The organism is Actinoplanes sp. ATCC 53533 (assembly GCF_003947245.1).
This window is the reverse complement of the sequence record NZ_QHHV01000033.1, coordinates 71,326-89,717: the sequence shown is the minus strand read 5'-3', so window position 1 is coordinate 89,717 and position 18,392 is coordinate 71,326. Positions and strand designations below refer to the sequence as shown.

At 73.0% G+C, this 18,392-nt stretch carries 16 protein-coding genes; 9 read left to right on the top strand and 7 right to left on the bottom strand.

Going from position 1 to position 18,392, the window contains the following annotated elements; all coding sequences use genetic code 11:
* The coding region (locus DMB66_RS13460) for an extracellular solute-binding protein (protein ID WP_125804406.1) at window positions 1–922 on the bottom strand (922 nt) is incomplete at its 3' end.
* A gap of 11 nt (window positions 923–933) precedes the next feature.
* Complete coding sequence (locus DMB66_RS13455) at window positions 934–2,007, bottom strand: ABC transporter ATP-binding protein (protein WP_233624523.1); 1,074 nt, start codon at window positions 2,005–2,007, stop codon at window positions 934–936.
* 173 nt (window positions 2,008–2,180) lie between these two features.
* Between DMB66_RS13455 and DMB66_RS13450 the strand changes: the two genes are divergently transcribed.
* Entirely contained in the window at window positions 2,181–2,912 is a 732-nt protein-coding gene (locus DMB66_RS13450; RefSeq protein WP_125804404.1) for a FadR/GntR family transcriptional regulator, read from the top strand.
* The gene (locus DMB66_RS13445; RefSeq protein ID WP_125804403.1) at window positions 2,905–3,663 is read left to right on the top strand and encodes a cache domain-containing protein; all 759 of its coding nucleotides are present in this window, start codon (window positions 2,905–2,907) and stop codon (window positions 3,661–3,663) included. The genes DMB66_RS13450 and DMB66_RS13445 overlap by 8 nt, the downstream gene beginning before the upstream one ends.
* Window positions 3,664–3,684: 21 nt before the next feature.
* Here the strand turns inward: DMB66_RS13445 and DMB66_RS13440 are convergent, their stop codons facing one another.
* Complete coding sequence (locus DMB66_RS13440) at window positions 3,685–4,374, bottom strand: laminin G domain-containing protein (RefSeq protein ID WP_233624522.1); 690 nt, start codon at window positions 4,372–4,374, stop codon at window positions 3,685–3,687.
* A 272-nt stretch (window positions 4,375–4,646) separates the two neighbouring features.
* On the opposite strand from DMB66_RS13440, the gene DMB66_RS13435 reads away from it, so the two are divergent.
* From DMB66_RS13435 to DMB66_RS13425, 3 genes are all read left to right on the top strand, one after another.
* Window positions 4,647–5,855 (top strand): cytochrome P450, encoded by a 1,209-nt coding sequence (locus DMB66_RS13435; protein WP_125804401.1) that lies wholly within the window; start codon window positions 4,647–4,649, stop codon window positions 5,853–5,855.
* A 125-nt stretch (window positions 5,856–5,980) separates the two neighbouring features.
* Window positions 5,981–6,805 (top strand): SAM-dependent methyltransferase, encoded by an 825-nt coding sequence (locus tag DMB66_RS13430; RefSeq protein ID WP_370318368.1) that lies wholly within the window; start codon window positions 5,981–5,983, stop codon window positions 6,803–6,805.
* A gap of 316 nt (window positions 6,806–7,121) precedes the next feature.
* Window positions 7,122–7,895 carry a hypothetical protein gene (locus DMB66_RS13425; RefSeq protein ID WP_233624521.1) on the top strand — a complete coding sequence of 258 codons (774 nt, stop codon included), beginning with the start codon at window positions 7,122–7,124 and terminating at the stop codon, window positions 7,893–7,895.
* Window positions 7,896–7,899: 4 nt separating this feature from the next.
* Here DMB66_RS13425 and DMB66_RS13420 read toward each other — a convergent pair whose 3' ends face one another.
* The 3 genes from DMB66_RS13420 to DMB66_RS13410 all read right to left on the bottom strand — a co-directional run bounded on the left by DMB66_RS13420 (window position 7,900) and on the right by DMB66_RS13410 (window position 11,348).
* Window positions 7,900–9,546, bottom strand: a complete 1,647-nt coding sequence (locus DMB66_RS13420; protein WP_125804399.1) for an amidohydrolase — start codon at window positions 9,544–9,546, stop codon at window positions 7,900–7,902.
* A gap of 221 nt (window positions 9,547–9,767) precedes the next feature.
* Window positions 9,768–10,556 (bottom strand): ANTAR domain-containing protein, encoded by a 789-nt coding sequence (locus DMB66_RS13415; protein ID WP_125804398.1) that lies wholly within the window; start codon window positions 10,554–10,556, stop codon window positions 9,768–9,770.
* Window positions 10,557–10,634: 78 nt separating this feature from the next.
* Window positions 10,635–11,348, bottom strand: coding sequence for a GAF and ANTAR domain-containing protein (locus tag DMB66_RS13410; RefSeq protein WP_125804397.1), 714 nt, complete (start codon window positions 11,346–11,348; stop codon window positions 10,635–10,637).
* Window positions 11,349–11,482: 134 nt separating this feature from the next.
* Here DMB66_RS13410 and ctaD point away from each other — a divergent pair, with 134 nt between their 5' ends.
* The 3 genes from ctaD (at window position 11,483) to DMB66_RS13395 (ending at window position 16,148) form a co-directional block, all read left to right on the top strand.
* A complete protein-coding gene (gene ctaD, locus DMB66_RS13405) occupies window positions 11,483–13,246 on the top strand; it encodes a cytochrome c oxidase subunit I (protein ID WP_125804396.1) in 1,764 nt (587 codons plus the stop codon).
* A gap of 175 nt (window positions 13,247–13,421) precedes the next feature.
* The gene (locus tag DMB66_RS65545) at window positions 13,422–15,332 is read left to right on the top strand and encodes a serine/threonine-protein kinase (RefSeq protein WP_125804395.1); all 1,911 of its coding nucleotides are present in this window, start codon (window positions 13,422–13,424) and stop codon (window positions 15,330–15,332) included.
* A 189-nt stretch (window positions 15,333–15,521) separates the two neighbouring features.
* Window positions 15,522–16,148, top strand: a complete 627-nt coding sequence (locus tag DMB66_RS13395) for a TetR/AcrR family transcriptional regulator (protein ID WP_125804394.1) — start codon at window positions 15,522–15,524, stop codon at window positions 16,146–16,148.
* A 148-nt stretch (window positions 16,149–16,296) separates the two neighbouring features.
* On the opposite strand, the gene DMB66_RS13390 is transcribed toward DMB66_RS13395, so the two are convergent.
* Complete coding sequence (locus DMB66_RS13390; RefSeq protein WP_233624520.1) at window positions 16,297–16,908, bottom strand: acetoacetate decarboxylase family protein; 612 nt, start codon at window positions 16,906–16,908, stop codon at window positions 16,297–16,299.
* Window positions 16,909–17,008: 100 nt separating this feature from the next.
* On the opposite strand from DMB66_RS13390, the gene DMB66_RS13385 reads away from it, so the two are divergent.
* Complete coding sequence (locus DMB66_RS13385) at window positions 17,009–18,181, top strand: CaiB/BaiF CoA-transferase family protein (RefSeq protein WP_125804392.1); 1,173 nt, start codon at window positions 17,009–17,011, stop codon at window positions 18,179–18,181.
* Window positions 18,182–18,392: the final 211 nt, after the last annotated feature.

Below are 18,392 nucleotides of genomic sequence, written 5' to 3'. Positions count from 1 at the left end.
TCGCGGCGACCATCCACGTGTCGGACCAGCCGGTCGAGCCCTCGGCCGGCAGCACCGCCTTGACCGGCGCCTTCTCGGCGGTGGCCGTGTTGACGATGACCTGCCAGGTGGTGCCGATGACCGAGTTGCCGCTCTTGAAGGACTGCACCTCCTTGAGGTAGTCCGACCAGTACTCGCTGACGTGCGGCTTCTGCGCCTTGAGCAGCTCGACCGCGGCGGCCAGTTGCTTGTCGTCCAGCGCGTACGGGTTCTTGATGCCCAGTTCCGGCCTGGTGTTCATCAGGAACAGCGCGGCGTCGGCGATGTAGATGGGCGAGTCGTACGCGGTGACCTTGCCGGCGTACTTGGCCGCGTCGGTGAACACCGCGGCCCAGGAGGTCGGCGCCGGGTTGACCTTGTCCGTGCGGTACATCAGCAGGTTGGCGCCCCAGCCGTGCGGCACGCCGTACATCTGGCCGCCGACGGAGTTCCACGCCTTGTCCTTGAGGAAGCCGGTGACGTCGGCGTAGTTGGGGATCAGGGTGGTGTTCACCGGTGCCACGTCGCCGGCCGCGATCAGCCGCAGCGACGCGTCGCCGGAGGCGGACACCACGTCGTACCCGCCGGTCTTCATCAGGGTCACCGCCTCGTCGGAGGTGCCGAAGGTCTTGACGGTGGCCTCGCAGCCGGTCTGCTTCTCGAACGGGGTCACCCAGTCCACCGCCGGGTCGTTGGCGCCGTTCTCGGCGTACCCGGGCCAGGCCAGGATGGCGACGGCGCCCTCGCCGGCGCCGAGCTGGGCGAGCTGGGCGATCTTCGGCGGGGTGAAGCCGGACGCGCCCGGTGCGGGGGAGTCCTCCCCGGAGGAGGTGCCACAGCCGGCGGCGAGCAGGATGACGGCGGTCAGCGCCGTACCCCGGAAGAGAGATCTGGTGAATTCCATGGCCCGACCCTTCATGGGTTCTCCAGGGCGACGACGTCGCCGGCCCGGATGCTGACGAGGACGCGCTCACCGCGGCGCTGCGCGGCTGTCGCGGCGCCGGCCTCGGTGTTGGCCTCGCTGGCGGTGATCCGCGGCCCGGCCTCGAGATCGACCAGGTAGCGGGTGGTCGCGCCGAGATACACCACCTCGGCGATGGTGCCGACAGCGCCCGATCCGACTGCGCCCGATCCGACTGCGCCCGATCCGACTGCGCCCGATCCGGCCGGATCCGATCCGGTACGGGCCAGCCGGACCCGTTCCGGGCGCACGACGAACGTGCCCGGGCGGCCGAGCAGCGCGACGGCGGCGGGTCCGGTCAGGACGGTCGACGTGCCGACGAAGCCGGCCACGAATTCGGTCTGCGGCCGCTCGTAGATCTCGGCGGCGGTGCCGACCTGGGCGACCCGGCCGTGCTCGAACACGGCGATCCGGTCGCTCATGGTCAGCGCCTCCTCCTGATCGTGGGTGACGAAGATGAAGGTGATGCCGGCGTCGCGCTGCAACTGCTTGAGCTCGACCTGCATCTGCTGGCGCAGCTTGAGATCGAGCGCGCCCAGCGGCTCGTCCAGCAGCAGCACCTTGGGCCGCACCACCAGCGCGCGGGCCAGCGCGACGCGCTGGCGCTGCCCGCCGGAGAGCTGCCCGGGCTTGCGGTCGCCGAAGCCGGCCATCCGCACCCCGGCCAGCGCCTGTTCGGCCAGCTCGCGGCGCTCGGACCGGCCGACCCTGCGCACCGCCAGGCCGTACTCGACGTTCTGGCGCACCGACAGGTGCGGGAACAGGGCGTAGTCCTGGAACACCGTGCTGACGTCGCGCTGGAACGGCGCGGCGCCGGTGACGTCGGCGCCGCCGAGCAGGACGCGGCCCGCGGTGGGCCGCTCGAAGCCCGCGATCATCCGCAGCACCGTGGTCTTGCCCGACCCGGACGGCCCGAGCATGGAGAAGAACTCACCGTCGGCGATCTCGAGGTCGATGCCGTCGACAGCGACGGCGCTGCCGAAGGTCTTGCGCAGGCCGCTCAGTCCGATCGCCGGGGCAGTGTCCACGCAGGCCTCCGGTCGCTGGAGGAATCTGGTAGCTGGAGGAATCCGGCTGCTGCCGCAAAACCTATGGCTCCATACTTCAAAGCACAAGGCCGACATGCGCGAGGCCGGTAAGTTGCGGGTTGCCGAACAACCGGTTGCCGTACCACCGGTTGCCGAACAAGCGCGGGGGGACGATGCCGGATCAGCCATCGCGGCGGGCGGTCTTCGCTCCGCTGACCCAGGGCGGCCGGGCCGAGGCGGTCACCCGCCGGCTGCGCGACGCCATCGTGCTCGGCGTTCTCGGCGACGGCGAGCAACTGCCCTCCGAGGTGGACCTGGCCGAGGCGCTCGGCGTCGCGCCGGTCACCGCCCGGGAGTCGCTGCAGAGCCTGCGCGAGCTGGGGCTGGTGACCACCAGGCGGGGGCGCGGCGGCGGCAGCTTCGTGTGCGCGCCGGAGAAGCCCGACCCGTCGCTGATCCGCGGCCGGCTGGCCGAGCTGTCCCTGATCGACATCCGCGACTTCGGCGACTTCTACACCGCGATCGCCGGCGCCGCGGCGGCGCTGGCCGCCGAGCGCGCGGCGGGCGAGGACCTGGAGCGGCTCCGCGAGGTCGGGGTACGGCGCGCGACGGACCCCGGCGGCTCGCGGCGGGCCGAGGCGCAGTTCCACCTGGAGATCGCGGCGGCCACCCAGTCGGCCCGGATGACCAGTGAGGAGATGCGGCTGCAGGCGGAGTTCGGCCCGCTGCTGTGGCTGTCGATGGGCTCGCCGGAAGGCCGCGCCCGGTCCGAATCGGATCACGCGGGCATCGTGGCCGCGATCGCCGCGGGCGACCGCGACCGGGCCCGGGCCTTGACAGCGGAGCACGTCGGGCGTGCGATCGACGCGGTGGTCCGAGCGCGCCTGGAGGTGGTGGATGACTGATTCCCACCCGTGGCGGAAGTCCCCGGTGAGTTCGTTGCCCGAGGTCGTCACGCGGCCTGGCGCGGCCCCGGCGGCGGAGGGCGTCGCCGCCGAGCTGGAACGCCTGTGCGCGACGGTGTTCGAGCCGCTGCTGCTGATGGCGGAGGCGGTGGCCGCGGCCCTGCCGGCCGGGCGCCGGCCCCGGCTGGCCGAGCTGGCCGCGATCCGGCCGCTGGCGCTCGCCCAGCTGCGCCGCGCGGACGACCTGGTCGCCGGCTCGGGACTGATCGCCGACCCGGCGCTGCTCACCGACGCGCCCTGGCACCTGGCCTGGTGGACCCGCGGCCCGGGCGGGCGGATCACGCCGCTGCGGGTGGTGTCCGATCCGGCCCGCGACGGCTTCCGCGACTACACGGTGCTGGAGTGGTGGGCAGTCCCGCACCGCACGGGCCGTCGGCACATCACCGGGCCGTACGTGGACTACCTCTGCACGGACGCGTACACGCTGACGTTCACCGTCCCGGTGCACCGCGCGGACTCCTCGCTGGCGGGCGTGGTGGGCTCGGACGTGTACGTGGCGCGGGCCGAGCGCGTCCTGCTGCCGGTGCTGCGCGCCTGCGGCCGCCCGGCGACGGTGGTCAATCGTGCGGGCCGGGTGGTCGTGTCGACCTACCCGGCGCACACGACGGGATCCCCGATCCGGCGGCCGCCGGCCGGCTGGACCCGCCACGACAGCCCGGTGGTCCCGTTCAGTGTGTTCGTCGGTGGGTAGCGGCGGGGCCCCGTCGACCGCTCATTCGGAGTCGATCTGCACGTAGTCCAGGTCGCCGGCGTAGTAGTCGCAGCCCACGTCGATCTGGTCGCAGCTGGTCTTGCCGCCGATGCTCACCGGCCACGAGTTGGCGATCCGGCCGGTCCAGCCGGGGCTGCGCGCCACCGTCGTGCCGTCCACGGACAGCGTGATCCCCTCCCGGTAGCGGGCGCAGCGGACGGTGTGCCAGCGGCCGTCGTTGAGGCGCCGCGGCGACGACACCAGGACCGAGCTGACCGAGCCGCGGAACAGGCACTCCACGATGCCGCCGGGGATCTGCAGCTTGAAGTTGCCGCCGGAGACCGTCGCCTGTCCCTTCTGGACGAGGTTGCCGAACTTGTGCGTGGTGCGGAGCCGGATGGTCACCGCGTAGTCGCGGGTTCCCGGGTCGAGGGCGTCGGCGTCGCGCACGGTGACCAGGTGTCCCGGGCGGGGCGGCGGGGAGTCGGGCTCCAGCCGGTCGAAACGGTAGCCGGTGGCGCCGCTGACGTAGGTGTCGGTGCCCACCTCGCGGCCGATCCGGCCGTGCAGCCCGCGGCCACCGCTGTCCACCATGGTCCGGGCGCCGGCCCGCTCGTTCATCTCCCAGACGGCGACCGGCCGGCCGGTGGCGGCATCGGCCGTTGCCGCCGTGCCGATCAGGACGGTTCCGACCGTCAGGACGACGGTCATTGAGCGGCGACTCTTCATGGCATCCTCACGCTTACCGGCAGGTTCATCCATGCTAAACGGCATCAATCATCACCAAGGCTATCTTTGCGGCTAAATCGCCCGCGCGTGGCCGTGGCGGCGCTGGCCGCGATCGCAAATCCTTCGACGAACTTCAATGAATAGGGTGTCGTGTCGGGAGGTGCCGCACTACTATCCGTGTCTGGCATGTAGCTAAACGTATGGTCGATCCGGATGGTCCTCCACCCGGTGGCCCTCGATGGTGGGAGCGTGCGATGACTGACACCCGGCAGGTCGGTGCTGCCCGGCCGTATCCCTTCCACGAGCCGGACCGGCTCGACCTCGACCCGCTCTACGCGCAGCTGCGCCGGCAGGAGCCGGTGGCCCGGGTACGGCTGCCCTTCGGCGAGGAGGCCTGGCTCGCCACCCGCTACCAGGACGTCAAGGTGGTGCTCGGCGACCCGCGGTTCAGCCGGGCCCTCAGCGTCGGGCGCGACGAGCCCCGCACCTCGCCCCAGCCGGCCGAGGGGGGCATCATGTCGATGGACCCGCCCGACCACAGCCGCCTGCGCCGCCTGGTCGCCAAGGCCTTCACCGCGCGCCGGGTCGAGCAGCTGCGGCCCGTCGCGGCCGCGATCGCCGGTGAGCTGGTCGACGCCATGGCGGCGGCGGGACCGCCGGCCGATCTCGTCGAGGATTTCTCCACCCCGCTGCCGGTACGGGTGATCTGCCGGCTGCTCGGCGTGCCCACCGCCGACCAGCACCTCTTCCGGACCTGGTCGGAGTCGATCATCTCGACCACGTCGCTGCCGCCCGAGCGGATCGTGGAGTATCTGAACAGCCTGCGGGCCTACATGGCGGGGCTGATCGCGCAGCGGCGCGAGACGCCGACCGACGACCTCATCGGCGCCATGGTGCGGGCCCGCGACGAGGACAACGACCGGCTCACCGAGCAGGAGATGGTGGACCTCGCGGCCGGCCTGCTCGCCGCCGGCCACGAGACCACGGTCACCCAGATCTCCAACTTCGTGTACGTGCTGCTCACCCACCCGGAGCAGCTCGCGGTGCTGCGCGCGCGGCCCGAGCTGGTGCCGGGCGCCGTCGAGGAACTGATGCGGTACGTCCCCCTGGGGGTGGCCGCCGGGTTCGCCCGGTATGCCACCGAGGATCTGGAGCTCGGCGGCGTGCGGATCCGCGCCGGCGAACCGGTGATCGCCGCGATGGCCTCGGCCAACCGCGACGGCACGGTCTTCGACGATCCGGACCGGCTCGACATCACCCGGGGCGCCGGCCCGCACCTCGGCTTCGGGCACGGCGTGCACCACTGCATCGGCGCGCAACTGGCCCGGATGGAGCTGCAGGTGGCGCTCGGCACCCTGCTGGCCCGCCTGCCGGGGCTGGCCCTGGCGGTCGACGCCGACGCCCTGGAATGGAAGCCCGGCCTGCTGGTCCGCGGCCTGCGCACCCTGCCGGTGACCTGGTGAGCGCTGTCGTACCGTGCCGGTGACCTGGTGGGTGCTGCGCATCCTGCCGGTGCCGCATCCCGCCGGTGACCTGGTGGATACCGCATAGGTGACAGGCGATCAGTTGATCGCGTCTCAGCGGTAGATTGTCCGACATGGAGCAGCAGGGCACGGCCGGGACGGCGGGGATCAACCAGGACGTGCCGCACTCCGCGCGGGTGTGGAACTACTGGCTCGGCGGCAAGGACAACTTCGCGGCAGACCGGGCGGTCGGCGATCAGTTCGCCGAGCTCTACCCGGACATCACCGTGGTAGCGCGCACCTCACGCGCCTTCCTGACCCGGGCCGTCACGTTCCTGACCGCCGAATGCGGCATCCGGCAGTTCCTCGACATCGGCACCGGCCTGCCGACGGTGGACAACACCCACCAGGTCGCCCAGGCCGCCGCGCCCGAGGCCCGCATCGTGTACGTCGACAACGACCCGATGGTCCTCGCGCACGCCCGTGCCCTGCTGACCGGCACCCGCGCGGGCGCGACCGAATACCTCGACGCCGACCTGCACGACCCGGGCGCGATCCTCGCGCTGGCCGGCCGCACCACGCTGGATCTGAGCAAGCCGGTCGGGCTGATCCTGATGAACATTCTCGGTCACGTCGGCGACCTCGCCGAGGCGGCGGCGATCGTGCGCCGGCTGATGGACGCGTTTCCCTCCGGCAGCTACCTGGTCACCGCCGACGGCACCAACGTGCTCGACGGGCCGGCCTTCGAGCAGGCGATCGCGGTGTGGAACGCCAACGCCCCGCTCGCCTACCACCTGCGTACCCCCGAGCAGATCGCCACCTATCTGACCGGGCTCGAGATCGTCGAGCCCGGCCTGGTCCCGTGCGCGCGGTGGCGGCCCGATCCGGCGGCGAGCGAGGCCGACCTGCGCCCGGTCGACGAGTTCGGTGCCGTCGCCCGCAAGCCCTAGGCCGCCGCAAGCGCTGGGCCCCGGTAAGTGCTGGGTTGCCCGTAAGCCCTGGCGGGTCGCTGACCGGTCATTGCCCCTAGAGGGCCGCTGAACAGGCATTTCACGCCCACGCCCGGCCCGATCGGCCGATCGGGCCGGGCTGTTCGGCTCCTCGCGTTCGGGCTCGTCGGCTTGGTAGCATTCCGCCGATCATGGCCAGCGTTCCGGCCGGTACGCCGGGGCAGACAGCCGCGTCGACCATGTCCGCTCCCGCCCGCCGCGGGGGCCTCGTCGACTCGAAGCCGCCGCGGTGAAGCCGCACGTACGGAGGTCTCCTGTGACTGACAACCGGATGAAGGATCGCGTCAAGGTGATGCTCGGGACGTCGCCCGACGGCGCGACCTCCGAGCACGCGCTGGTGGCGCCGACGCCCGTGCCCGGACTGCCGAACCAGGCCCTCCAGGTGCTCAGCATGGCCCAGCGCACCGCCGAGGAGCACGTCGGCGCCGCGCACCAGCAGGCCGACAAGATCCGTACGGACGCGCTGGCCGCGGCGGAGAACATCGCCCGGGACGCCCAGATCCACGCGCACAACGTGCGCCGCGAGGCCGACAAGGTGCTGCACGACGCGCGCGCCGGCGCCGACCAGATCGGTCAGGAGGCCCGGGCCGCCGCCGAGGAGGCCCGCCGCAGCGCCGAGAAGATCGTGCTCGACGCGCAGGCGCGGGCCGACTCGATCGCCGCCGAGGCCAAGGCCAACGCCGAGCAGCTCAACCTGCAGGCCCAGCAGCGCTACGACGACGTGGTCGGCAGCCTCGGCGTCAAGCGCGAGGCGCTGCAGGAGCAGATCGAGGCGCTGGAGCAGTTCGACCGCGAATACCGCGGTCGGCTCATGAACTTCATGCAGGGTCAGCTGCGCGCCCTGTGGGTGGACCAGCCGCAGGTGATCGGCGAGCTGCCGGCCCAGGACGGCTCGGCCGGCCGGCACGGCTCCACCGCGGGCGAGGCACTCGTGCCGGCGCAGCGCCAGCCGGTGGAGGACGCCGTCGAGGCCCAGCCGGAGCCGGCCGAGGAGGCCGCCGAGCCCGAGCCCGAGCCGAGCGAACGCTAGGCCGTCACGCGTCCGGGGCGGCGTAGACCCGTTCGCCCCGGATGTAGGTCAGCGCCACCCGGGCGTCGGCGATCGTCTCCGGCGGGCAGGTGAGCAGGTCGCGGTCCAGGACCACCAGGTCGGCCTGGTGGCCGGCCCGCAGGACGCCGGTGTCGTCGAGGTGATTCACGAAGGCCGAGCCCGAGGTGTACGCCCGCAGCGCGGTGGCCGGCTCGATCCGCTGCGCCGGCAGGAACGGCGGGGCGCCGCCGCCCGGCAGCCCCCGGTTGACCGCGACGTGGATGCCGCGCACCGGGTCCGGGCTGCTGACCGGCCAGTCGCTGCCCGCGGCCAGGGTGGCGCCGGCCCGGTGCAGGTCGCCGAACGGGTACTGCCGCCCGGCCAGCACCGGGTCCAGGAACGGCAGGGTGAGCTCGTCCATCTGCGGCTCGTGCGTGGCCCACAGCGCCTGGATCGTCGCGGTCGCCCCCAGCTCGCGGAAGCGCGGCACGTCGTCGGGGTGCACGACCTGCAGGTGCGCCAGGTGCGGCCGGGTGTCGCGCGGCCCGTTGGCCGCCCGGGCGGCGGCGACCGCGTCCAGACCCTCGCGGACCGCCCGGTCGCCGAGCGCGTGGAAGTGCGCCTGGAACTCCAGCGCGTCCAGCGCGGTGACATAGTCGCGCAGCGCGACCGGGTCGATGAACGACAGGCCGCTGTTGGCGGTGGCGTGGCCGTGGCCGTCGCGGTAGGGCGCGGTCATCGCCGCGGTGAAGTTCTCCGCGACGCCGTCGAGCATGAACTTCACCGAGCCGCAGCGCAGCCGCCCGACACTGAACGCCGCCCGCTTCGCCACGAGCTCGGGGATCTGCGCGGCGTCCCGGTCGCGGTCCCACCACAGCGCGCCGATCACGGTGGAGATCAGCGAGCCGTCGCCGGCCGCGGTGCGGTAGGCGTCGGAGATGTCGGCGTAGCCGTTGGTCGCGCACAGCATCGCGTCCTGCCAGGCGGTGATGCCCAGGGCGTGCAGCAGCCGCTGCGCGCGCAGCAGCCCGGCGAGGCGTTCCGCCGGGGTCACCGCCGGCACCAGCGCCGCGACCAGCTCCATCGCCCCTTCCTGCAGCCCGCCGCCCGGGGCGCCGCCGGGCTCCCGGTCGATCCTGCCGTCCACCGGGTCCGGGGTGTCGGCCGTGATGCCCGCGAGGGCGAGCGCCCGGCTGTTCACCCAGGCGCCGTGGTGGTCCCGGTTGGTCAGATAGACCGGCCGGTCGCCGGCCACCGCGTCGAGCAGCCCCCGGGTGGGCACGCCGCCGGGGAAGCTCTCCATCGACCAGCCCCCGCCGACGATCCAGCCGCCGCCGGGGTCGGCCCGCGCGTACGCGTCGATCCGGGCGAGATATTCGCCGAGGTCGGTCGTGCCGGTCAGGTCGCACTGGCCGAGCTCCACCCCGCCCATCACCGCGTGCACGTGCGCGTCCTGGAAGCCGGGCAGCAGCAGCCGCCCGCGCAGGTCGACGACCTCGGTTCGCGGCCCGGCGAGCTCGGCGACCTCCGGGCCGCCGACGGCGAGGATCCGGCCGCCGCGCACGGCCAGGGCGGTGGCGCGGGACGGGACGGTGTCGGCCGTGAAGACCGGACCGCCCACGAAGAGCAGGTCAGCGTTGACGTCGGGCATGGGCGAGACTGCTCCGATCGGGACGGTGGGCGGGTGCGGGAACGCCGGCGGGACCGGCCGGTTTCGTCAGCATGGCACGAACGCCACCCATACCTCGGGGTGGTGCCGGCCACCGTGCCCGTCGCCTGCCGTCGCCCGCCGTCGCCGTGGCCGTCGCCCGCCGTCGTCGTCGCTGGCAGCTGTCGCCCGCCGCCGTTGTCGGCCGTGGTTGACCGCGGCCGTTACCGGTGATCTCCGGCGATGATCGTCGTGGCCGCGTCGAACAGTGAGCCTGTCGTCGCGGCGGCGTGCGACCGGAGCAGCGCGTATGCCAGGTACGCGTTCGTCTGCCGCGCCACGATGATCATGCCGATCGCCTGCTGGATCGTGTCCCGGACGGCGAAGGCGCCGACGAGGCCGGCGATCAGCTGCCGCGCTCCGGGGCAGAGATCCTCTTCGGAGCGGGGCGGGCGGCCCTCGGGCGCACTGCCGGGCGCATCACCGGGCCTGTTACCGGGCCCATTGCCGGGCGCATCGTCGTAGGCGGCGAGGACGGCGGCGCTCAGCGGGGCCATGGTGGCCGGGTCGTGGCCGTAGAGGTTGAGTGAGGCGGCCGGCTCTCCACGCCCGGCGAGCAGCGGGACGGACAGCGACGAGCGCAGGCCCAGCGTGTACGCCGTGTCCCGGAAGCCGGGCCAGCTGATCGTCGCGTCGATCCGTGGCACGCTGGTGGGGGCGCCGCCGTCCAGGGTGTCGAGGCAGGGCCCCGCGTTGTCGGCGTACTGGGCCTCGTCGACGGCCAGGGCGAGCGCGCTGCTCATCGCCACCGTGCTGTACCGGCTCTCGTGCTGCCTGGTCACCGAGGCGAAGGCCACCGGGTCCAGCAGATCGGCGGAGAGCTGGGCGATCGTCGCCAGCAGGGCCACGACGGCGGAGTCGTCGTCGGCCGTGCCCGCCAGCTCGATCAGGGAGTCGGTCAGGACGCTGCCGCCCGGGGGCAGGAACTGGGCCGGTGGCTCGTGTCGGGTCACCACTGCGCCTCCTCCCCTCGACAGCCCTATCGTGGCATCCATTGTCGCGGATTGTCTGTCGCGGATATCTGTCGCGGACTATCGGTCGCCCCCGTTCCTGGCCTCGGCCACGAGCGCGGCGGCGACATCGCGCAGCTTGCGGTTGGAGTTCTGGGAGATGGCGGTGAGGATCGCGAACGCCTCGTCGGCGGTGCAGCGCCGGCTGCCCATGATGATGCCCTTGGCCTGCTCGATCACGGCCCGGCTGGCCATCGCCGTCTCCAGCTGGCGTGCCAGCTTCGCCGTGGCGGCGTACAGGTTGACGTTGGCCAGGGCGACCGCCGCGTAGCCGGCGAATGTCTCGGCCAGCGTCACCGCGTCGCGGTCGAAGGCCGCGTGGCGGACGCCGTAGAGGTTGAGGGCGCCGTCGACGTGCTCCTCGATGGGCAGTCCGACCGACAGCGAGCTGCGCACGCCCGCCTCCACGGCGCGCTCGGTCCAGCCCGGCCAGCGCTGGTCGCCGGCGAGATCCGGCGCCGAGACGGTGGCCTGCCCGGCCGCGGCCGCCAGGCACGGACCGACGCCTTGCCGGTACTGCCACTCGTCCAGGATCAGGGCCAACGGCCCGGTGTACGCGGCGGTCTCCGCGGCGCCCCCGCGCACCAGGGTCATCGACACCTCCTCGGCGCCGGGAACGGTGCGCCGGGCCAGGTCCGCGACCCGGGTCAGCACCCCGTGCAGATCGTTCTCGGCGAGGCTGATGCGGCCCAGCTCCGCGAGGGCGGCGGTGGGATCCAACCGGTCCGACGACATCTCGGCGACTCCATCTACGGCAACTTCCTGCCAACAGTCAGACAGAACGGCTACCCGTTGCGCGCATCGTTAACCGGGTAAAATCCGGGCGGGTGGGTAGGCGGCCGTAAATCCGTACGGTGGAGGAGAAGGGCATGACTGCTGTCACCCCGCGCCCGGTCGTCGCCCGGCCGTGGCCTGTCCGGCGCCCGGTGCGCGGCTCGGCGCTGGCCCGGACCCTGCGGACCACGGACGCGAAGCAGATCGGGATCATGTATATGGTCACCGCCTTCGTGTTCTTCCTGCTCGGCGGGGTGATGGCGCTGCTCATGCGGGCCGAGTTGGCCCGCCCGGGCATGCAGGTGCTGTCGCCGGAGCAATACAACCAGCTGTTCACCATGCACGGCACGATCATGCTGCTGCTCTTCGCGACGCCGATCGTGTTCGCCTTCGCCAACTTCGTGGTGCCGATCCAGATCGGCGCGCCCGATGTGGCGTTCCCGCGGCTCAACGCCTTCGCATACTGGCTGTACCTGTTCGGCGGCACGATCACCGTCATCGGCTTCCTCACCCCCGGCGGCGCGGCCGACTTCGGCTGGACGGCGTACGCCCCGCTCAGCGACGATCTGCACTCGCCGGGCGTGGGCGGCAACATGTGGATCGTCGGGCTCGCCCTCTCCGGGCTGGGCACCATCCTCGGCGGCGTCAACATGATCACCACCATCCTGACCCTGCGGGCGCCGGGCATGACGATGTTCCGGATGCCGATCTTCACCTGGAACATCCTGGTCACCAGCCTCCTGGTCATCGCCATCTTCCCGTTCCTGGCCGCCACGCTGTTCGCGCTGGCCGCCGACCGGGTGCTCGGCGCGCACGTCTTCGACGTCGAAACCGGCGGCCCGATGCTCTGGCAGCATCTGTTCTGGTTCTTCGGCCACCCCGAGGTGTACGTGGTCGCGCTGCCGTTCTTCGGCATCGTCACCGAGGTCATCCCGGTCTTCAGCCGCAAGCCGCTCTTCGGCTACAAAGGGCTGGTCGGCGCCACCCTCCTCATCGCCATGCTGTCCTTCAGCGTGTGGGCGCACCACATGTTCGCCACCGGCCAGGTGCTGCTGCCGTTCTTCAGCTTCCTGAGCTTCGCGATCGCGGTCCCGACCGGCATGAAGTTCTTCGTCTGGATCGGCACGATGTGGCGCGGCCAGGTCAGCCTCGAGACACCCATGCTGTTCGCGATCGGATTCATGGTCACCTTCCTGCTGGGCGGGCTGACCGGGGTGCTGCTGGCCGCCCCGCCGGTCGACTTCCACGTGCACGACAGCTATTTCGTCGTGGCGCATTTCCACTACGTGCTGTTCGGCACGATCGTGTTCGCGGTTTTCGCGGGCGTCTACTTCTGGTTCCCGAAGATGTTCGGCCGGATGCTCGACGACCGGCTCGGCAAGATCCACTTCTGGCTGACCTTCCTGGGCTTCCACACCACGTTCCTGGTGCAACACTGGCTGGGCGCGGAGGGCATGCCCCGGCGATACGTGGACTACCTGCCGACCGACGGCTTCACCGTGCTCAACACCGTCTCCACCATCGGCTCGTTCGTGCTGGGCGCGTCCACGCTGCCGTTCATCTACAACGTGTGGAAGTCGTACAAGGTCGGCCAGCTGGTGACGGTCGACGACCCGTGGGGCGCGGGCAACTCGCTGGAGTGGGCGACTTCCAGCCCGCCGCCGCTGCGCAACTTCGACCGGATGCCGCGCATCCGCTCGGAGCGCCCGGCCTTCGACGCCAAGTTCCCGCAGCTGGCCGCCGGCGGCCAGTCGGCGGCGGGACCGCCCGAGGGCGGCGCCCGCCCGATGACGAGCGAGTCGGACAGCGGCGCGACCTACCAGGAGGACCGGGACCGCCGGCTCGAAGAAGGCCGGTAGTCGCCGCGGGGCCACGGGCGGATGAACAAACGAATGTCCGGACGAACGGTGACGGGTCGCCCGAAGACCTGACTCTTCCCGACACTTCGGGCGACGATCCATTGCCGCCCGGCCGATCGACCACGACGATCGTCGTCGCCAGCGATGAGGGCCCCGGGAGAGGACACCACGACACGTGCAGCCAGACTCCACCGCGAACGGTGCGGGCCTCGACGTTCCCGCCACCATCGACCTCAGTGGCCGGTGCGTCGGCAGCTCGTACATCCTGATCTGTCCCGTCGGGCACGGTGCCACCGGCACCGTCTGGCGCGGCATCGAGCGGACCTCCGGCGAGCAGGTCGCCGTCAAGCTGCTGCACGAGGGCCTGCTGCGCCAGCCGAAACTGGTCACCCGCTTCGTGCAGGAGCGCACCATCCTGATGATGGTGCGCCACGAGCACATCGTCGGCGTGCGGGACCTGTTCAGCGCGGGCGAGTCGCTGGGGCTGGTGATGGACTTCGTGGCGGGCGGCAGCCTGCGCGACCGGCTCCGGTCGGCCGGCACCCTGGCGCCGGCCGAGGCGGCCCGGCTGCTCGGCCAGGTGGCGGCGGCCCTGTCCGAGGCGCACTCGCTCGGGGTGGTGCACCGCGACGTCAAGCCGGACAACATCCTGCTGCAGCTGGCGGACGGCCGCGCTGACGTGCGGCTCACCGACTTCGGCATCGCCCGCGTCGTCGACGCGGCCGGCCTCACCACCCCGCACGCGATCATCGGTACGCCGCACTACATGGCCCCGGAGGTGATCGGCGGCGGCGACGCGGGGCCGGCCGCCGACGTGTACGCGGTCGGCGTGGTCCTCTACGAGCTGCTCACCGGGCGCCCGCCGTACACCGGCGAGCCGATCGCGGTGCTGCGCCACCACCTGGACGACCCGGTCGGCAGGCCACCGGGCCTGTCCGACCGGGCCTGGTCGGTGATCGAGTCCTGCCTCGACAAGGACCCGCGGCGGCGCCCACCCGGCGACGAACTGGCGGCGACGCTGCGCGACCTCGCCCGGTGCAGCGCCGGCGAACCGGCCCTGCCCGCACCCCTGGAGGCGGCCGAGCCCGCCATCCCGGCCCCGGCTGCCTCGGCCCCGGCTGCCTCGGGCCTGGCCACCCCGGGCTCGGCTGCCTTGGGCTCGGCCACCCCGGGCTCGGCTGCCTTGGGCTCGGCCACCCCGGGCTCGGCTGCCTTGGGCTCGGCTGCCTCGGGCTTGGCCACCTCGGGCTCGGCTGCCTCGGGCTCGGCTGCCTCGGGCTCGGCCGTCGAGGTCGCCCCGTCGCGCCGGGCCGTCGTCCCCCGCCGCCGGCCGCTGAACCGTCCCCGCAGCTGGGTCTGGGGCCGCTCGGCGCTGATCGTCACGCTGGTCGCGGGCGTCCTGTCGGCCTCGGGCATCGGCGGCTACACCGTCTGGAAGTGGCGGGACACCGCCGCCGCCCGGGCGAGCACCGGTGCCGCACCGACACAGGGCCTGGGCGCTGGCGGTGGCCCGGGCAAGAGCGCCGTCGCCCGGCCCGCGCCGTCGGCCGCCGGGGCACCGACGGTGGCGGCCCCACCCCCGGCCGGCGCGGCGCCCGGCGGACGGCTGCCGGCACCCGCCGGTTCCGCGCCGGCCCGGGCGCCCGGCGGTCCCCGGGCCGAGGTCTCCGCCGGACCCGGGGCGATCGGGGCGTCCGTCGGCCCGGGCGGGGGCGGCGCGAAGGTCAGCTTCGGGCCGTGGCAGTGCGGCGACGAGCTGAACTGGGACATCGGCCATCCGGTGCTGGCCCAGCCGTGCCACGCCATCGGCGGCGCGATCCGGGTGGTCGGCCACATGAAAGCGGGCCCGGGCGTGCAGGCAGACGTCTCGCTGTCCGTGCGCGACGTGAAGACCGGCGAGGTGGCCGCCGGGCCGCACACCTGCGAGGCGATGATGTTCACCGACTTCGCCCCGAAGCACACCTGCGGCCCGGTGGACCTGAAAGCCCCGCGCGGGCGCCGCTACGTCGTGGAGGAGTCCTGGCAGTACACCGGCCGCTTCCTGCTGCCGGGCGGCAAGGCCCAGGGCCGCGAGTTCACCTGGTGAAACCGGAACCGGCGACCGGCAACCACCGGTTGACGTGGCCAGGTCGGCGGTCGGTCAGCGTCGGTTGGCGTGGCCGGGTCGGTCGGTCAGCGTCGGTTGGCGTGGCCGGGTCGGTCGCTCAGACCGGTTGGCATAGCCGGGTCGGCCGCTCAGCGGGCTGGAATGATCCGCGGCGGATAGGGTCGGGCGGTGACTGTCGACGCGGTGCCGGGGCGCAGACGGCTGGAGCCGGACATCCGGCGCGGGCAGATCCTGGCCTGCGCGGTCCGGCTGTTCGGCGAGCGCCCCTATGCCGAAGTGTCGACCACCGACATCGCCCGGGCGGCCGGGGTGGCCCGCGGGCTGATCAACCATTACTTCGGCACCAAGAAGGACCTGTATCTCGAGGTCATCCGGGTGATGCTGACCATACCCGAGGTCGCGGTGCAGAGCCTGCCGGAGGGCGACCTGCGCACCCGGGTCGACTCCAGCGTGGCCTGGTTCCTCGACGCGGTCTCCCGGCACAGCAGCTCGTGGCTGGCCGCGGTGAACGCGGCCGGGACAGGCCGCGACGCCGACATGGAACGGGTGCTGGCGCAGGCGGAGGACACCGCGGCGGACTACGTGCTGATCACGGTCGGGCTGGCCGACGTCACCGAGCACCGCGAGGAGCTGCGCGGGATGATCCGGGCGTACGTGGGCCTGGCCACGGCCACCGCCAAGGAATGGCTCAACCGCGACGCCCTGACCCGCGCACAGGTGCACCTGCTGCTGGCGACCACCCTGCTGACCATCGTAGAGCAGGTCTTCCCGACCATCGTCACGCCCAGCCGCTGATCCGGTGCCCACCTGCCCACGGCCGGTCGGCTCGGGACAGGGCTCACGGCTCTGGGCAGGGCCGGCTCACGGCTCACGGCTGGCTCATGGGCAGGGCGGGCTCACGGCTGGCTCATGGGCAGGGCGGGCTCACGGCCCAGGGCAGGGCTCAGGGCCAGGTGGCGGCGGTCGGGGCCGGGGCGCCGAAGCGCAGCCGGAAGTCGGTGAGCGTGACGCTCAGCAGCGGCCGCCGCCCGGCGAGACAGCCCAGCGGCCCGCCCGCCTCGACCCGCCAGGTGGCGCCGCCCAGCCGCAACCCGGCGCTGCCGCGCACCCGGGTGCGCACGACGGACCCGCCCAGGGCCTGGGCCACGGACAGCGGGGTCGGCCAGCGCCCGGGCAGCCGCTGCCCGCGCCGGAACGACGCCGAGCCGATCGGGGCGGGCCGGTCACCCGGCTCCGGCCCGGTGCTCGCCGCCGCGACCAGGTCGCCGCCCGGCGAGATTCGCAGCTCGAGCTCGGCCAGATCCTTGGGGATGCCCCACAGCGCCCGGCCGCCGTCGCGTGACTCCACGCTGTCCACCCAGATCTCGGTGATGCTGACCCGCGGCCGCCGGCCCTCGTGGACCAGCACGGCCGACAGCAGCTCCCGGTAGTGCAGCACGCCGCCGGGCTCGTATCGCACCCAGGCCGCGCCGACCAGCGCGTGGCGCCCGAACGGCACCGGCCTGACCGCGGACGCGAGTGGCTCCGGCAGCGGGGACAGCTCGGAGCGGGGCACGGCGAAGATCGAGAGGTACAGCTGGCCGCGCAGATCCCAAGGCTGCGGTGGATACCCGATCGCCTGCCTCCCGTCGCCGAGGATCGATAGGGTTCATCCTATGGGCCCAGAGGCAAGCCTGCCGGATGACCGGGGACCGCTGCACGGGCTCAAGGTGGTCGAGCTGGCGGGGATCGGGCCGGGCCCGTTCGCCGCGATGCTGCTGGCCGACCTCGGCGCCGACGTGGTGCGGGTGGACCGGACCGGCCCTCGCTCGCCCCTGGCGGTCGACCCGCGCTTCGACCTGCTCAATCGCGGCAAGCGCTCGATCGCGGTGGATCTCAAGCGGGACCGCGGCCGGGAGCTGGTGCTCGCCCTCGCCGAGCGGGCGGACGCGGTCATCGAGGGCTACCGGCCCGGGGTCGCCGAACGGCTCGGCATCGGTCCGGAGGCGGCGCTGGCCCGCAACCCGCGCCTGGTCTACGGCCGGATGACCGGCTGGGGCCAGGACGGCCCGCTGGCCGCCAGCGCCGGGCACGACATCACCTACCTGGCGGTGACCGGCGCGCTGCACGCCATCGGCCGGGCCGGCGGCCCGCCGCAGGTGCCCGCCAATCTGCTCGGCGACTTCGGCGGCGGCTCGCTCTATCTGGTGGTCGGCCTGCTCGCCGCGCTGCGCGAGGCCGGCCGGACCGGCCGCGGCCAGGTGGTCGACGCGGCCATCGTCGACGGCGCGGCCCATCTCACGACCCTGCTGTACGGGCTGAGCGCCAGCGGACGATGGCGCGACGAGCGCGGCGTGAACCTGCTCGACACCGGTGCCCCGTTCTACGACGTCTACCCCGCCGCCGACGGTCGGCACCTGGCCGTCGGCGCGCTGGAGCCGCGGTTCTACGCCGAGTTCATCCGCCTGCTCGCCCCCGGCGACGACCTGCCGGACCAGTATGACCAGGCCCGCTGGCCAGAGCTGCGCGAGCGGATCGCCGCGGCGTTCGCGACCCGGACCCAGCAGGAGTGGGCGCTGGTGTTCGCCGGCACCGAGGCGTGCGTCGCGCCGGTGCTGTCGCTCGGCGAAGCGGCCGGCCATCCGCACCTGGCGAGCCGGGGCACCTTCGCGCGGGTCGACGGCGTGGTGCAGCCGGCGGCGGCGCCGCGGTTCTCCGCGACTCCGCCCGGACCGGCCCGGCCGCCCGCGCTGCCCGGTGCGCACACCCGCGAGGTGCTCGCGGACTGGGGCCTCGGGGACGCCGGCGACTGGTTCGACGGCGACGCGGTGCCGGGTTCGCCTGACTGAAATCGGCACATCTCGACGGGTTGGTCCGGCCGATCCGGGGTACCCGAGGGGGATGTTCCGGACCAGGCAGGAGGCTGACGCCGGACTTTCCGCACGCCGACCGAAGCGATGTCAACGCCGGTCAGGTCGTCGTCCCCAAGGGGGAACGTGATGAACGCTGACAATGCCCAGGACGCCGCAGTGCTGCCGTACCAGGATCATGGTGGCCCTC

Coding starts and splice junctions, on each gene's coding strand:
- DMB66_RS13450 (WP_125804404.1), top strand. CDS start 2,181: ATGCCGGATCAGCCATCGCGGCGGGCGGTCTTCGCTCCGCTGACCCAG.
- DMB66_RS13445 (WP_125804403.1), top strand. CDS start 2,905: ATGACTGATTCCCACCCGTGGCGGAAGTCCCCGGTGAGTTCGTTGCCC.
- DMB66_RS13440 (WP_233624522.1), bottom strand. CDS start 4,374: ATGACCGTCGTCCTGACGGTCGGAACCGTCCTGATCGGCACGGCGGCA.
- DMB66_RS13435 (WP_125804401.1), top strand. CDS start 4,647: ATGACTGACACCCGGCAGGTCGGTGCTGCCCGGCCGTATCCCTTCCAC.
- DMB66_RS13420 (WP_125804399.1), bottom strand. CDS start 9,546: ATGCCCGACGTCAACGCTGACCTGCTCTTCGTGGGCGGTCCGGTCTTC.
- DMB66_RS13410 (WP_125804397.1), bottom strand. CDS start 11,348: ATGTCGTCGGACCGGTTGGATCCCACCGCCGCCCTCGCGGAGCTGGGC.
- ctaD (WP_125804396.1), top strand. CDS start 11,483: ATGACTGCTGTCACCCCGCGCCCGGTCGTCGCCCGGCCGTGGCCTGTC.
- DMB66_RS13385 (WP_125804392.1), top strand. CDS start 17,009: ATGGGCCCAGAGGCAAGCCTGCCGGATGACCGGGGACCGCTGCACGGG.